The sequence below is a fragment of the Lysobacter olei genome, assembly GCF_054777355.1.
Genome location: NZ_BAAHAT010000002.1, coordinates 141,862 through 157,252, shown reverse-complemented (window position 1 = coordinate 157,252; position 15,391 = coordinate 141,862). Strand labels below are relative to the sequence as shown.

Genomic DNA, 15,391 nt, shown 5'->3' with positions numbered 1-15,391 from the left:
CGCGCCTCCCAATTACAACCTCCGCGGTCCCGTGCCGCACCCCGCCCATCTCAGGACCCAACGCATGACGCTGTCGACCGAAAAAACCCAAGTGCTGATCATCGGTGCCGGCCCCGCGGGCTCGGTGGCGGCGGCGATGCTGCGCCAGCAGGGACGTGAGGTGGTGATGCTGGAGCGCGAGCAGTTTCCGCGCTTCTCCATCGGCGAGAGCCTGCTGCCGCAGAGCATGGAGTACATCGAAGCGGCCGGCCTGTTGCGCGACGTGGTCGAGGCCGGGTTCCAGTACAAGAACGGCGCCGCGTTCGTGCGCGGCGAGCGCCACACCCAGTTCGACTTCCGCGACAAGTTCTCGGCCGGCTGGGGCACGACGTACCAGGTGCAGCGTGCCGACTTCGATCTCGCACTGGCCAAGGGCGCCGAGCGCATGGGCGCGCAGCTGCGCTTCCGCCACGAAGTGCTGGCGGTCGAGCCGGGCGACACGCCGCGGGTCACCGTGCGTTCGCCGGAGGGCGTGGAGTACGTGATCGAGGCCGACTTCATCCTCGACGCCAGCGGTTTCGCCCGCCTGCTGCCACGCCTGCTCGACCTGGAGGCGCCGTCCAACTTCCCGGCACGTGGCGCGATCTTCACCCACGTGCAGGACAACATCCCCGCCGACGCCGGCTTCGACCGCAACAAGATCCTGATCACCACCCACCCCGAGCACGTGGACGTGTGGTACTGGACCATCCCGTTCTCCAACGGCCGCTGCTCGCTGGGCGTGGTGGCGGAGCGGGCATTCCTCGACCGGTACGAGGGCAGCGACCTCGAACGCCTGCAGGCCATCGTTGCCGAGGACCCCAACCTGAAGCGCCTGCTGGCCAACGCCGAATGGGGCGTGATGCCGGTGCGGCAGATCATGGGCTATTCGAGCAACGTGAAGTCTCTGTGGGGCCCAGGCTACGCGCTGCTGGGCAATGCCGGCGAGTTCCTCGATCCGGTGTTCTCTTCGGGTGTGACCATTGCCTTCAAGTCGGCGCAGCTGGCCAGTGACTGCCTGGCGCGCAAGTACGCTGGCGAGGCCGTCGACTGGGAGCGCGAGTTCGCCGAACCGCTGCGCGGCGGGGTCAAGGCGTTCCGCACCTTCGTTGAGTCGTGGTACGCGGGCGGCTTCCAGAAGATCATCTTCCACGAGGCGCAGCAGCCGGAGATCCGCCGCATGATCTGCTCCATCCTCGCCGGCTATGCGTGGGATCGCAGCAACCCGTACGTGGCCGAGAGCACGCGCCGCCTGGCGGTGCTGGAAGAGATATGCGCCGCCTGATTGCCCTCGCGATGCTTTGCCTGGCGCTGCTCGGGTGCGCATCTGCGCCGCCGCGCGCGTCCGTGCGGGTGCCGCTGCTGGCATTGGCTCCATCGGCGCTGGGCCATGAGCTGGCGGTGCAGCAACGGCTGCACTTTGCCTTTGGCGCGCAACAGCGCGACCTCGAGGCACTGCTGGAAGTGGATGCGCGCGAAGTGAGGCTGGCTGTGCAGGCGCTCGGCCAGGCCGGCGTGCGCCTGAGCTGGGACGGGACTACGCTGCAGCAGCAGCGCGCCCCGTGGCTGCCACCGCAGGTGCGCGGCGACCGCGTGTTGTCGGACCTGCAGTTCACCCTGTGGCCAACCGACGCGATCCGCGCGGCGTTGCCTGCGCCCTGGACGTTGGAGACCACCACTGGCGAGCGTCGGCTGGTCCGTGACGGTCGCGTCTGGCTGCTGATGCTGGACCAGGGGGCCGGTCGCTACCGGTTGGACAACCTTGCTGAGGGCTACACGCTGCAAGTTGAAACGGCAGGAGGCGAGGCGGCCCCATGAGCCCTGCGGTCTACCTCAACGACCTCGGCATTGTCTGCGCGCTGGGTCAGGGCGCGGACACCGTGGCGCAGGCGCTGTTCACCGCCAACGCGCCGGGGGGTGTCGCGGTCAGCGATGCGTTTACCCCGGGCCGTGCGCTTGCCGTGGGGCAGGTACCCGGCGAGTTGCCCGCGCTGGACGACGTGCCGGTCGCCTTGCGCACCCGCAATAACGCGCTGCTGCGTGCCGCGTATGCGCAGTTGCGTCCCGCAGTGGACGCGGTCATCGCCCGGTACGGCGCGCATCGCGTGGCGGTGATCGTCGGCACCAGCACGTCCGGCATCGGCGAAGCGGAGCAGTCGCTGCCGCGCTACCAGCAGTCAGGGACCTGGCCGGCGGATTTCCACTATGCGCAACAGGAGATCGGCGCGCCGTCGCGTTTCCTCGCGCACGAGAGCGGCGCGCGGGGGCCGGCGTGGACGTTGTCCACGGCCTGCTCCTCCAGCGCCAAGGCCCTGGCCTCGGCCGCGCGGCTGTTGCGCGCGGGCATCGTCGATGCAGTCATCGCCGGCGGCGCTGATTCGCTGTGCGGCTTCACCATCGCCGGCTTCAGCGCGCTGGAAGCCGTGTCCGAGCAACGCTGCAATCCGTTTTCCGCGCACCGCAGCGGCATTAACATCGGCGAGGCGGCTGCACTGTTCCTGATGACGCGCGAGCCCGGGCCGGTCACTCTCGCCGGTTGGGGCGAAAGCTCCGACGCGCACCACATGTCCGCACCCGAGCCCAGTGGCGCGGGCGCCATCACCGCCATCGAGCAGGCACTGGCGCGCGCGGGCATCGCCGCCGCGGCGGTCGATTACGTCAACCTGCACGGCACCGCGACCCCGCAGAACGACGCGATGGAGAGCCGCGCGGTGGCTGCCACCGTCGGTGGCACGGTGCCCGTCAGTTCGACCAAGGCGCTCACCGGACACACGCTGGGCGCCGCCGGCGCGCTGGAAGCCGGCTTGTGCTGGCTGGCGATGGCGCGCAACCCGCAGCACCGCCTGCCGCCGCACTGGTGGGACGGCGCGCCCGATCCCGAATTGCCGGCGTTGGCGTTTGTCACGCCCGGGCAGTGCGCGGTGGGGTCGCTGCGCCACGTGCTGAGCCACTCGTTTGCGTTTGGCGGCAGCAATGCCGTGCTGCTGTTCGGCCGCGGTGACACCGCGGTGGCCGACCGCGCGCAACCGCTCGCCGATGCCGCCACCGCGGAGTCGCTGCACGACATCGAGCAGGTCATTCCCCACCGCGGCACGATGCTGCTGGTCGATTGCCTGCTGCACTGGGACGCCGACACCGTCGTCGTCGAGCTGACCGTGCCCGCGGACAGCCCGTTCCACGTGGACGGCGGCGTGCCCGCTTACGTTGGCGTGGAGTACATGGCGCAGGCAGTGGCCTGCTGGGCCGGCTGCCAGGCCCGCGGCCGCGGCGAGCCGCCGCCCATTGGTTTCCTGCTCGGCACCCGCCGCTACGAGTCGGCCGTGCCGCTGTTCACCAGCGGCCAGGTGCTGCGGGTGGAGGCGCGCCGGGAGATACTGGGCGAAAATGGGCTTGGGGTATTCGCCTGCCGCATCCTGGCCGCAGACCGGGAGCTGGCGACGGCCAATGTGTCGGTGTTCGAACCGCCGGACGCGATGGCGTATCTGGAAACTGAAGCATGAGTGGGGGCAGTGGGATGGGAATGGACACGACCGTGCTGGTCACGGGCGCGAGCCGCGGGATTGGCCGCGCCATCGCGTTGCGTGCGGCGCAGGACGGCTTCGACGTGGTCGTGCACTACCGCAGCCGGGTGGAGGACGCCGAGGTCGTGGCCGCGCAGGTGCGCGCCCTGGGCCGGCAGGCGCGCGTGCTGGGCTTCGACATCGCCGACCGCGACGCCGCCGCGCAGGCGCTGACCGCCGACGTCGACGCGCACGGTGCGTACTACGGCGTGGTGTGCAACGCCGGCATCGCCTGCGACACCGCCTTCCCCGCGATGAGCGGCGACGAATGGGACCGCGTGGTGCACACCAACCTCGATGGCTTCTACAACGTGCTCAACCCGCTGGTGATGCCGATGGTGCGGAGGCGCAAGCCGGGCCGCATCGTCACCCTGTCCTCGGTGTCTGGGCTGGTGGGCAACCGCGGGCAGACCAACTACAGCGCGGCCAAGGCCGGCATCATCGGCGCGACCAAGGCGCTGGCGCTGGAATTGGCCAGCCGCAGCATCACCGTCAACTGTGTCGCGCCGGGCCTCATCGACACCGAGATGCTCAGCGAGGAAGTGGTCGAACACGCGATGAAGCTGATCCCCGCCAACCGCCTCGGCCGCCCAGAGGAAGTCGCGGCCACCGTGGCGTTCCTGCTGTCGGCCGATGCCGCCTACATCACCCGCCAGGTGATCTCGGTCAACGGGGGCATGGTCGGATGAGCCGGTTGCAGCGACGCGTCGTCGTCACCGGTGCCGGTGGCATCAGCCCGCTGGGCAACGACTGGGCCAGCATCCACGCGCGCCTGCGCGAGTGCCGCAACGCGGTGCAGCGCATCGATGCGTGGGACGTCTACGAAGGCCTCAACACCAAGCTGGCTGCGCCGGCCGCGCCCTTCGAGCTACCGCCGCATTACAACCGCAAGACCACGCGCAGCATGGGCCGAGTGGCGCTGATGGCGGTGCGTGCCAGCGAGATCGCGCTGGAAGACGCTGGCCTGCTTGGTGACCCGGTGCTCACCAGCGGACGCGTCGGCGTTTCGAACGGTTCCTCCGCGGGCACCCATGCGGCCATCGGCGACTTCGGGCGCATGCTGAACGAGCACACCACCGCCGGCATCAACGCCACCACCTACATCAAGATGATGAGCCACACCGCGCCGGTGAACATCGGCGTGTTCTTCGGGCTCACCGGCCGCGTCATCACCACCTCCAGCGCCTGCACCTCGGGCAGCATGGGCATCGGTGCGGCGTACGAAGTGGTGCGCGCGGGCAAGCAGCTGGCCATGCTCGCCGGAGGTTCCGAGCAGATGGACGCCACCGCTTCGGCGGTGTTCGACACCCTGTTCGCCACCAGCGTGCGCAATGACGAACCCCACCTCACCCCGCGCCCGTTCGACGCCAACCGCGACGGCCTGGTGCTGGGCGAGGGCGCCTGCACGCTGATCGTCGAGGACCTTGAACACGCGCAGGCGCGTGGCGCGAAGATCCTGGCCGAGATTGTCGGTTACGGCACCAACAGCGACGGCGCGCACGTCACCCAGCCCAGCGCGGAGACGATGGCGGTCGCGATGCGCCTGGCGCTGGACGACGCCGGGCTGCCGGCGGAGGCGATCGGCTACGTCAACGCCCACGGCACCGCGACCGACCACGGTGACATCGCCGAGTCGAACGCCACGATGCAGGTGTTCGGCACGCGCATGCCGTTCTCCTCGCTCAAGAGCTACATGGGCCACACCCTGGGCGCGTGCGGCGCGCTGGAGGCCTGGATCAGCATCGAGATGATGCGCAATGGCTGGTTCGCGCCCACGCTCAACCTGCAGCAGGTCGACCCGCGCTGCGGTGAGCTGGACTACATCACCGGCAGCGGCCGCGAGCTGCAGACCGAGTACGTGATGAGCAACAACTTCGCCTTCGGCGGGATCAACACCTCGCTGATCTTCCGCCGCTGGCGCGATTGAGCATGACCCTAACGACAAGGAGAACGTTGCATGACCCGAATTGCCATCGCCACCCTGGCCGCCCTGCTGGCCTTCGCCCCGGCCGCCGACGCACGTGAATCGCGGCTGGAACTGTCGCTGCAGGAACTGGTCAGCTCCGAACAGGCGAAGGCCGCCGGTATCGACGGCAGCGTGCGCTTCTACCTGTCAGGGCAAAAGGTGGCCGTCGTGGCTCGATTGGGCGAGGACGTCAGCAACCGCAAAACCAACGCCGCCAACAAGTCCGACCAAGAGGCGTGCCGCTGGGTGGCGTTGTCGGCGTTGCGTGCACTGCAGGATGGTGCCAAGGCGCGTGGCGCCAACGCAGTGGTCGATATCGTCAGCTACTACAAGAAAAACGAGTTCCGCAGCAGCACGAACTACGAGTGCCACGCGGGCACGATCCTCGCTGGCGTTGCCCTCAAGGGCACCTACGCCAAGGTGAAGTGACGCACTGCGCCCCCATTACCAGCCGAACAGCTTCCAGTACACCGGCGAGACCGGCCCCTCGCCCTTGCTGCTGTCGAGGCGGCCGTCGCCGTCTCGGTCCATCAGGTAGTACGGCGCGCCACGCTGCGGCGTGATCTTCACCACCTTGAGCTGGCCGGCGACGCGGTACTCCTCGATCACGTCGCCGTTCTCGCCGCTGCGGGTGGTGACGGTGGCGCCTTCCAGCGTTGCTGTCGGGTCGTCGTTGAGAGTGGCGCAGCCCCCCAAGCCGGCGAGGCAGGCGACGAAAAGGGTAATCGACAGCAAGCGCATGGCCGGGCTCCACGGGGCGGGTGTCCAGCATAGCGCTTGGCGCCGGCGACCGCGGTTTCAGCCACCGGTCAGGCCGGGCCCCCGGTTTCTCGTGGGCTTCACTTGGGGTATGGCAATACAGGCGCACCCCTTTTTGGAGAGTGCGCCATGTTTCGCAAGTTCGTCGTTGCGCCCGCGTTGGTCGTCGCGCTGGTTTCGGGCGGTTATGCCAGCACCACCCAAGCCGCCGTGATCGGCACGCAGCAGGCGCTGTCGGCCGAGCGCCGCGCTGCCACCGAGACCCACGTGCGCGAGGCGCTTGCCCGCGACGATGTGCGCCAGGCGATGGAGCGTATGGGCGTGGACCCCTCTGACGCGCAGGCGCGCGTGGCTTCGCTCAGCGACGCGGAATTGATGCAAGTGCAGGGGCAGATCGACCGGCTGCCGGCCGGCGGCAGCGCGCTGGCTGTCGTCGGCGTGGTGTTCGTCGTCCTGCTGATCCTCGAGCTGGTCGGCGTTATCGACATCTTCAAGCGGACCTGATGCCAGTGGGCATACGGGCGGCGGCGGGCGTGGTGCTCGCCGTCGCGCTGTCCGGTTGCGCCATCGGTCCCGCACTGCGCGTCTCCGAGGCAGCGCCGGAAGGGCCGCTGCTGCTGCCGAACGTGCCGTTCCATCCGCAGGAGAAGTATCAGTGCGGGCCTGCGGCGCTCGCGATGGTGCTGGGGGCCGATGGCGTGCACGCGGACCCCGAGGCGTTGGCCTCGCAGGTGTACCTGCCCGGCCGCGAGGGTAGCCTGCAGGTCGAGTTGGGTGCGGCCATGCGCCGCGCGGGGCGTATCCCTTACCCGGTCACGCCGACGCCGACGGCGCTGCTGTCGGAAGTCCATGCCGGGCGTCCGGTACTGGTGCTGCAGAACCTGTTGACCCGCAGCGTGCCGAGATGGCATTACGCCGTAGTGGTGGGCGCTGATCCAGACCGCAACCGCATCGTCCTGCACAGTGGCACGCGCCGCGCCCTGGCCACGCCTGCCAGGACCTTCCTGCGCACATGGGACTGGGCGGGGCGTTGGGGCTTGGTGGCGTTGCGACCGGGCGAGCTCCCCGCCACGCCGGAGCCGGTGACCTATCTGACCGCCGTCGCGGATTACGAGGCCGTGGCCGGCGCTGCCGCCGCCCGGCCGGCCTATGAGGCGGCCCACCGGCAGTGGCCAACGAATCCCCGGGTACTGCTGGCGATGGGCAACCTGCGGCACGCCGCAGGCCAGCGCGAGACCGCAGCGCGCTTCTACCGGGATGGCCTGGCGCAAGCCCCCGGTGACCCAGTACTGGGCAACAACTACGCCAGCGTGCTGGGCGAACTCGGCTGCCGCCGCGAGGCGCTGGGCGTGCTGGACGCCGTGCGCGCCGATGACCCGCGCTGGGCCGCCACGCTGAGCCAGACCCGGACCGAGGTGGAGCGAAGCAAGGCGCCACGCCAGCCAGCCTGCAAGGCGATCGCGCGGCAGCCTGTAGGCCGGTGAACCCGCGGGCAGGGGGGGCGCCCTTGGCCGGCTGGCATGGCACCGGCGAGGGCGGAACGGGCCTGGCCAGTAGCCGGCGCGCGTAGAATCGGCCCGATGAAACGACTTGTCTTGATCGACGGCTCCAGCTACCTGTACCGCGCCTTCCACGCCCTCCCGCCGCTGACCAACGACGCCGGCGAACCCACCGGCGCGCTGTTTGGCGTGGTCAACATGCTGCGTGCCACCCTCAAGGACAAGCCCGACTACGTCGCCTTCGTGGTCGACGCGCCGGGCAAGACCTTCCGCGACGACCTGGACCCGCAGTACAAAGCCAATCGCCCGCCCATGCCCGATGACCTGCGTGCGCAGGTCGAGCCGATGATGCAGGTGGTCGCTGCGCTGGGGATGCCAATCCTGCGTGTGCCCGGCGTGGAGGCGGACGACGTGATCGGCACGCTGGCGGTGCAGGCCGCCACGCACGGCATCGACGTCACCATCTCGACGGGCGACAAGGACTTCGCGCAGCTCGTGCGCCCGCACATCGTGCTGGTCAACACCATGACTGGCAGCCGCACCGATTCCGACGCCGCGGTGATCGAGAAGTTCGGCGTGCGTGCCGACCAGATCGTCGACTACCTGGCGTTGATGGGCGACAAGGTCGACAACATCATCGGCGTGGACAAGTGCGGGCCGAAGACCGCGGCCAAGTGGCTGGACGAATACGGCACGCTGGACGGGGTGATGGACCAGGCCGACGCAGTAAAGGGCAAGCTGGGCGAGAACCTGCGCGCGGTGCTGCACCGCCTGCCGCTCAACCGCGAGCTGGCCACGATCCGTACCAATGTCGCGTTGGAATGCGCGCCCACCGACCTGGCGCTGCGCGAACGCCACGTCGAGGACCTGAAGGTGCTGTACGCACGCTACGGCTTCAAGCAGGCGCTGAAGGAGCTTGAGGGCGCGGGCGAAGGCGGCGAGGCGGCGGACGCCACCGCGTCTGCTCGCGCGGGCAGCGGCGCCGCCGGTCTGCGCAGCACCGCCGCCGGCTACGCGCGCGCGGCAACCTCGGGTGATGAAGCGCCGGACCCCGCACTCTCCGCGCCCGGTGAGTACGAGACCGTGCTCACCGGCGCGCAACTCACCGCGTGGATCGCGCAACTGCAGGCGGCCGACGAATTCGCCTTCGACAGCGAGACCGATTCGCTCGACGCGATGCGCGCCAACCTGGTGGGCCTGAGCTTCGCGGTCGAGCCGGGCAAGGCGTGCTACATCCCGCTGGCGCACGACTACCCGGGTGCGCCGGCCCAACTCGATCGCGCCGCGGTGCTCGACGCGCTGCGTCCGCTGCTCAGCGACGCCGGCAAGCGCAAGCTCGGCCAGCATGGCAAATACGACCTGCACGTGCTGCGCCGGCATGGTGTGGACGTGGCCGGCTACGCCGACGACACCATGCTGGAAAGTTTCGTCTACAACGCTACTGCCACCCGCCACGACATGGATTCGCTGGCGAGGCGCTACCTGGGCTACGAGACCATCAAGTACGAGCAGGTCGCGGGCAAGGGCGCAAAGGCGATTCCGTTCTCGCAGGTGGCGATCGACGATGCCAGCCGCTACGCCGCCGAAGATGCGGATGTCACCTTGCGCCTGCACCGCGTGCTGGGCGCGAAGCTGGCCGCCGAGCCGGCGCTGGAGCGCGTCTACCGCGAGATCGAGATGCCCCTGGTGCCAGTGTTGGCGCGGGTGGAAGCCAACGGTGTGAAGGTCGACGGCGACGAACTGCGCCGCCAGTCCGCCGACCTGTCCAAGCGCATGCTGGCCGCGCAGCAGAAGGCCACCGAACTGGCCGGGCGCACCTTCAACCTCGATTCGCCCAAGCAGCTGGGCGCGCTGCTGTTCGACGAATTGAAGTTGCCGGCGCTGGTGAAGACCCCCGGCGGCGCGCCTTCGACCAACGAGGAGGCGCTGGAGGCCATCGCCGACCAGCACGAGCTGCCGCGGGTGATCCTGGAGTACCGCGGCCTCGCGAAGCTGCGCAGCACCTACACCGACAAGCTGCCGGAGATGGTCAATCCCGACACCGGCCGCGTGCATACCAGCTACCACCAGGCCGGCGCGGCGACCGGCCGCCTGGCCTCAAGCGACCCCAATCTGCAGAACATCCCGATCCGCACCGACGACGGCCGCCGGATCCGCCGCGCGTTCGTCGCCCCGGAAGGGCGCCAGATCGTCGCCTGCGACTACTCGCAGATCGAACTGCGGATCATGGCCCACCTCTCGGAGGATGCCGGCCTGCTGCGTGCGTTCGCCGCCGGCGCCGACATCCACCGCGCCACCGCCGCCGAAGTGTTCGGCAAGGCCATCGACGAGGTCAGCGCCAACGAGCGCCGCGCCGCCAAGGCGATCAACTTCGGCCTGATGTACGGCATGAGCGCGTTCGGCCTCGCCAAACAGTTGGGCATCGGCCGCGGCGAGGCGCAGGACTACATTGCGCTGTACTTCGACCGCTACCCGGGCGTGCGCGAGTTCATGGAGCGGACCCGGGCGCAGGCGCGTGAACGCGGCTACGTGGAAACCGTGTTCGGGCGCCGCCTGTACTTGGACAACATCCACGCCCGCAACCAGGGCCTGCGCGCCGGCGCCGAGCGCGCCGCGATCAACGCACCCATGCAGGGCACCGCCGCCGACATCATCAAGCGCGCCATGATCGACATCGACGGCTGGCTGGCCGGGCACCGCGAGCGGGCGCTGATGGTGCTGCAGGTGCACGACGAACTGGTGTTCGAGGTGGACGCGAATTTCGTGCCAACGCTGCTGGAGGAGGTTTCCGGCCGCATGTCGGGCGCCGCAGATTTGCGTGTGCCACTGGTGGTGGACAGCGGAACGGGGAAGAACTGGGACGAAGCGCACTGAAGTGGGTAGATGGCGGCGTTTTTGCCGATTTTGTCGGGATGAACGCTTCCTGAATCCAACAAATCCTTAACCGTAATCTTCACGAACCATCCATGTTCAAAGTGGTCATATAGACCGTGACAGGTGCAACGCCTGTCACTGATCTCTCCCTCCCCTGGAGTGATCCCCGGAGCAGGCACCCCTCCCCAGGTCCTGCTCCCCAGCCCCGCCGGCCCCCCCTGCCTGCGGGGCTTTTTATTGCCTGTTGTTTGAGGGTTGCGGGGCGATGGGCTTGGGCCCCCGCAAGTCGCGACCCGTTATCCGCTTGGTTGCGGGGGCCCAAGCCCATTGCTCCCAACGTGGCGGGGGCTTTGTTGTGGGCGGCTGGGTGCACGGATTCTGATCCGCGAGGGGCTGCTTAATTCCAAGGCGGCTCCTGGGCTACAAGCACTCCATTGGGGGGCAGACCGGAATGGGTCGTCGATGATTGCAGTGCGATGGTGGGTCTTGCCGTCCGCATCACCCCGTTCCGGGCCAGAATCGTTGCTGGACGCACTGGCGTCGTGCGCGGATCCCCGGCCGCACGGCCCGGCAGGAGGTGACGATGGAAAGCGCTTTCGAGTTGGCGATGCCGTGGTGGCAGTTCGTGTTGCGCGCGGCGGCCGTGTATGTGGTGCTGCTGTTCCTGATCCGGCTGTCGGGCAAGCGCACCATGGGGCAGTTCACCCCGTTCGACATGCTGCTGATCGTGCTGCTGGGCAATGCCGTCCAGAACGCGCTGCTCGGCAAGGACACGTCACTGGCCGGCGGCGTGCTGTTGGCCGCCACCCTGATCGCGTTGAACTGGGTGCTGGGCTTCATCACCGCCCGCAGCCGGCGTGCGGAGCGGGTGATCGAAGGCGAGCCGGTGGTGTTGGCCCGCAATGGGCAACTGTTCGAGCGCGCGCTAAGGCGCGAGCTGGTCAGCCGCGCGGACTTCGATGAAGCCATGCGCCAACAGGGCTGCGCCGACATCAGCGAGATCAAGCTGGCGCTGCTGGAGACCGATGGGCAGATCAGCGTCGTGGCGAAGGAGTGACACCACGCGAGGCAGCCGCGGGGCTCTGTTTCCGCCACGAGTGCCCGTCCGGCGTTATCCGCAGCGGGCACCGCGAGCCACCGCCGCCACCGCCGCCGCCGCCACCGCCGCCGCCACCACCGCCGCCACCGTAGCCACCGTAGCCACCGTAGCCGCAGGGCAGGCCGGAGAGGGCGCTATTCGCTGACCAGTTCCGCCAACCAGTCGCGCGGGCGCAGGTAGTCGGTCAGCTGCGCTTCGGCGCTGCCGGCCTCGGGCTGATAGCCATACTCCCAGCGCACCAGCGGCGGCAGGCTCATCAGGATCGATTCGGTGCGCCCGCCCGACTGCAGGCCGAAGTGCGTGCCGCGGTCGAACACCAGGTTGAACTCCACGTAACGACCGCGCCGGTATAGCTGGAACTGGCGCTCGCGTTCGCCATACGGCGTGGCCTTGCGGCGTTCCACGATGGGCAGGTAGGCGTCCAGGAAGCCGTCGCCCACCGCGCGCAGATAACCGAAATCCTGCTCGAAGTCGCCGTGCAGGTCGTCGAAGAACAGCCCGCCGACGCCGCGGGTCTCGCCACGGTGCTTGAGCAGGAAATACTCGTCGCACCAGCGCTTGTGCGCCGCATAGCGCTCAACCCCGCCGAACGGCTCGCACAACCCGCGTGCGACGCGATGCCAGTGCAGCACGTCCGCATCGAACGGATAGAATGGGGTCAGGTCGAAACCGCCCCCGAACCACGACGCCACCGTCTCGCCGTCACGCGTGGCGCGGAAGTGGCGCACGTTGGCATGCGTGGTGGGCACGTACGGATTGCGCGGGTGGAACACCAGCGACACGCCCACCGCGCGCCACGAGGCGCCGGTGAGCTCGGGCCGCGCCGCGGTGGCCGACGGCGGCAGCTTCGTGCCCGATACGTCAGAGAAACCGATGCCCGCCTGCTCGAACACCGCGCCATCGCGCAGGATACGCGTGCGCCCGCCACCGCCGAGCAGTGCGCCTTCCCCCTCGCGGGTCCAGGCGTCCTCGACGAATCGCGCCTGGCCATCGGCCTGTTCAATCGCGCTGCAGATGCGGTCCTGCAAGCCGGTGAGGTAGTCGCGGACGCGGTTGAAGTCGGTGTCGTCGGTGCTCATGCCGGCATTGTAAGTGGTTGGATTGCGGGTTCCGGCTCACTTCTTCAACGTGCGCTCGAACAACTCGTAAATGCGCCGGTACTCGTCGTACCACGAGTCCGAATGCACGAACCCGTGCCGCTCCAGCGGATACGAGGCCAGCTCCCACTTGTCCTTGCGCAGTTCGATCAGCTTCTGCGCCAGCATCACCGAGTCCTTGTAGAACACGTTGTCGTCGATCATGCCGTGGGCGATCAGCAGGTGGTCCTGCAACCCGCTCGCGTATTCGATCGGCGAGGACAGCTTGTAGGCCTGCGGATCCAGCACCGGCGTGTTGAGGATGTTGCTGGTGTACTCGTGGTTGTACTGCGACCAGTCGGTCACCGGGCGCAGCGCAGCGCCGGCCTTGAACGTGCCCGGGGAACGGAACAGCGCCATGAAGGTCATGAACCCGCCGTAGCTGCCGCCGTAGATGCCAGCGCGATCGCGGTCGCCCTGCTTGTGGGCCACCAGCCAGTCCAGCCCGTCCAGGTAATCCTCCAGCTCCGGATGGCCCATCTGCTGGTAGATGGCGGTGCGCCAGTCGCGGCCGTAACCCTCGCTGGCGCGGTAGTCCAGGTCGAGCACCACGTAGCCCTGCTGCACCAGCAGGTTGTGGAACATCTGCTCACGGAAATACGCGGGGTAGCGGTCGTGCACGTTCTGCAGGTAGCCCGCGCCATGCACGAACATCACGATCGGGTACTTGCGCCCGGGCTCGTACGTCTTCGGGCCGTAGAACTTGCCCCAGATGGTGCCGGCACCGTGCTTGCTGCTGGGCACCTGCACGTACTCGGGCTCGATCCAGGTGCGCGCCTTGAACGCGTCGGTGCGCGTGTCCGTCAGCGTGCGCGCCTCGCCACCGCCGGCATCGACCACCGCCAGCTGCGCCGGCAGGTAGCTGTCGGAGTGGCGCACCAGCAGCTGGCGGCCGTCCGGCGACAGGCTGAAGTCCTCCACGCCATCTAGCGAAGTCACTTCGCGCACGCCACCACCGGTGCGGTCCACGGCGCACACTTCGTAGTCGCCCGGCCACGCGCGGTTGCACAGGAAGTAGAAGCCGCGGCCGTCGGCCGAGGCCTGCGGCATCGACACCTCCCACTGGCCGGCGGTCAGCGCGCGCGGCTTGCCGGCGCCCTCGCTCAGGTACAGGTGCGAGTAGCCGCTCTGCTCCGACAGGAACCACAGCGCGCCGTCCGGCAGCCAGCCGAAATCGTTGAAGCCCCAGTTGATCCACGCCGCATCGGTCAGGCGGTCGCGCGCCACGAGCTTGGCGCCGGCGAGGTCGACGCTGGCGATCCAGCGGTCCTTGTTGTCCACCGCGCGCACCAGCAGCGCGACGTTGCGCCCGTCGTCGCTCCAGTGGATGGCCGGGCCGCTACCGTCGCCATCGGTCTCGATGCGCACGGCGCGGTTGCCCTTCAGCGGCTCCTGCTTGGCAGCCTTGCGCAGCGCGGCCAGCGGGTCGGCGCCGATGCCGGGCAGCGCGTCGAACTTGAGCTCGCTGGTCTTGGCATGGGCCACGTCGACCAGCCAGAGCTGGTGCGGCACCGGTGCATTGCGGCCGACGCGCGTGCGCACCTCCTCGAATTCCTCGTAACCCGATTCGGTCACGTACTTGGGCATCTTGCCGGCCTGGCCAGCGGCGGCGCCCTTTTCCTGCGTCACCACCAGCAGCCAGCGGCCATCCGGCGACAGCGCGCTGTCGCTGATCTCAACCTTCTCGCCCAGGAACACCGGCGCCGGCGGACGGGTCGGGTCGGCGTTGCGCCACGCCTCGTCCTGCTGGCGCGCGGCATCGCGGCGCTCGCGCAACTCGCGCAGCGTGCGGCTCATCGCCAGCTGGCGCTCGCGCAGGTCGTCGGCCGGCGGCGCGGCGTTGGGGTCCTTCTCGGCGCGCACGTCGGTGGCCTGGCGCACGCCACCGGCCGCGGTCCACGTTGACCACTGGTTGCCGGCGCGGAACACCAGCCCGCCGTGGGTGTTCCACTGCGGCCGCGATTCGCCGTCGGTGCTGCGGGTGACCTGGGTCAGCGCGCCGCTGCGCAGGTCGCGGACGAAGATGTCGCCGTTGCGCACGAAGGCCATGCGCGTGCGGTCATGGTTGTAGGCGCGGTCGGCGCCATCCAGGTCGGCGCGCGCGGCGCCATCGACGCGGCTGGCGCTGCCCCCGGCCACCGGCACCTGCCACGTGTCGCGGATGCTGCCGCCCGCGCGCTTGAGCGCGTACTGCGCGTGCCGGCCGTCCCACGACCACCAGGCCTGTTCCACCGCCGGGCCGATCCAGTCCGGGTCGGCCATCGCCTGGTCCAGCGTGATCGGGGTGGGGGCGGGGGTCTGTGCCGCGGCAGCGGCGGTAAAGGTAAGGACGGCAAGGGACAGCAGGCGACGCATGGGCACGGTTCCGCAGCGGTTTTACGGAAGGTTAACAGCGTGGGGCGCGAACGGATGGCCCATCGGTCATTGGCCGCGTGGACGGGCCATTGCCGCAAAGCCCCGCCGGGCCTGCCGGCGCCGGC

At 69.1% G+C, this 15,391-nt stretch carries 13 protein-coding genes; 10 read left to right on the top strand and 3 right to left on the bottom strand.

The window, feature by feature from the left end; translation table 11 throughout:
• Positions 1 to 64 precede the first annotated feature (64 nt).
• The 6 genes from ACYVBS_RS03355 to ACYVBS_RS03330 are packed head-to-tail and all read left to right on the top strand — an operon-like array spanning position 65 to position 5,973.
• The gene (locus ACYVBS_RS03355; RefSeq protein ID WP_460821780.1) at positions 65 to 1,303 is read left to right on the top strand and encodes an NAD(P)/FAD-dependent oxidoreductase; all 1,239 of its coding nucleotides are present in this window, start codon (positions 65 to 67) and stop codon (positions 1,301 to 1,303) included.
• Positions 1,291 to 1,836 carry a DUF3261 domain-containing protein gene (locus ACYVBS_RS03350; protein ID WP_460821779.1) on the top strand — a complete coding sequence of 182 codons (546 nt, stop codon included), beginning with the start codon at positions 1,291 to 1,293 and terminating at the stop codon, positions 1,834 to 1,836. Before ACYVBS_RS03355 ends, ACYVBS_RS03350 begins: the two co-directional genes overlap by 13 nt.
• Positions 1,833 to 3,518 carry a beta-ketoacyl-ACP synthase gene (locus ACYVBS_RS03345; protein ID WP_460821778.1) on the top strand — a complete coding sequence of 562 codons (1,686 nt, stop codon included), beginning with the start codon at positions 1,833 to 1,835 and terminating at the stop codon, positions 3,516 to 3,518. The genes ACYVBS_RS03350 and ACYVBS_RS03345 overlap by 4 nt, the downstream gene beginning before the upstream one ends.
• A gap of 20 nt (positions 3,519 to 3,538) precedes the next feature.
• Positions 3,539 to 4,267, top strand: a complete 729-nt coding sequence (gene fabG / locus ACYVBS_RS03340; RefSeq protein WP_460821776.1) for a 3-oxoacyl-ACP reductase FabG — start codon at positions 3,539 to 3,541, stop codon at positions 4,265 to 4,267.
• Entirely contained in the window at positions 4,264 to 5,505 is a 1,242-nt protein-coding gene (locus tag ACYVBS_RS03335) for a beta-ketoacyl-ACP synthase (protein ID WP_460821775.1), read from the top strand. Before fabG ends, ACYVBS_RS03335 begins: the two co-directional genes overlap by 4 nt.
• Positions 5,506 to 5,535: 30 nt before the next feature.
• Positions 5,536 to 5,973, top strand: a complete 438-nt coding sequence (locus tag ACYVBS_RS03330) for an excinuclease ATPase subunit (protein WP_460821774.1) — start codon at positions 5,536 to 5,538, stop codon at positions 5,971 to 5,973.
• A gap of 15 nt (positions 5,974 to 5,988) precedes the next feature.
• Here ACYVBS_RS03330 and ACYVBS_RS03325 read toward each other — a convergent pair whose 3' ends face one another.
• Positions 5,989 to 6,285, bottom strand: coding sequence for a DUF2782 domain-containing protein (locus tag ACYVBS_RS03325; protein ID WP_460821772.1), 297 nt, complete (start codon positions 6,283 to 6,285; stop codon positions 5,989 to 5,991).
• Positions 6,286 to 6,432: 147 nt separating this feature from the next.
• Between ACYVBS_RS03325 and ACYVBS_RS03320 the strand changes: the two genes are divergently transcribed.
• The 4 genes from ACYVBS_RS03320 (at position 6,433) to ACYVBS_RS03305 (ending at position 11,733) form a co-directional block, all read left to right on the top strand.
• A complete protein-coding gene (locus tag ACYVBS_RS03320; RefSeq protein WP_460821771.1) occupies positions 6,433 to 6,807 on the top strand; it encodes a PA2779 family protein in 375 nt (124 codons plus the stop codon).
• Positions 6,807 to 7,787, top strand: a complete 981-nt coding sequence (locus ACYVBS_RS03315) for a PA2778 family cysteine peptidase (protein WP_460821770.1) — start codon at positions 6,807 to 6,809, stop codon at positions 7,785 to 7,787. Before ACYVBS_RS03320 ends, ACYVBS_RS03315 begins: the two co-directional genes overlap by 1 nt.
• 36 nt (positions 7,788 to 7,823) lie before the next feature.
• Positions 7,824 to 10,676 carry a DNA polymerase I gene (gene polA / locus ACYVBS_RS03310; RefSeq protein ID WP_460821769.1) on the top strand — a complete coding sequence of 951 codons (2,853 nt, stop codon included), beginning with the start codon at positions 7,824 to 7,826 and terminating at the stop codon, positions 10,674 to 10,676.
• A gap of 583 nt (positions 10,677 to 11,259) precedes the next feature.
• Positions 11,260 to 11,733, top strand: a complete 474-nt coding sequence (locus tag ACYVBS_RS03305; protein ID WP_460821768.1) for a DUF421 domain-containing protein — start codon at positions 11,260 to 11,262, stop codon at positions 11,731 to 11,733.
• A 176-nt stretch (positions 11,734 to 11,909) separates the two neighbouring features.
• Here ACYVBS_RS03305 and hemF read toward each other — a convergent pair whose 3' ends face one another.
• Both hemF and ACYVBS_RS03295 read right to left on the bottom strand, forming a co-directional pair.
• A complete protein-coding gene (gene hemF, locus ACYVBS_RS03300) occupies positions 11,910 to 12,854 on the bottom strand; it encodes an oxygen-dependent coproporphyrinogen oxidase (protein WP_460821767.1) in 945 nt (314 codons plus the stop codon).
• A 36-nt stretch (positions 12,855 to 12,890) separates the two neighbouring features.
• Positions 12,891 to 15,266, bottom strand: a complete 2,376-nt coding sequence (locus ACYVBS_RS03295) for a S9 family peptidase (protein ID WP_460821766.1) — start codon at positions 15,264 to 15,266, stop codon at positions 12,891 to 12,893.
• Between the last annotated feature and the right edge of the window lie 125 nt (positions 15,267 to 15,391).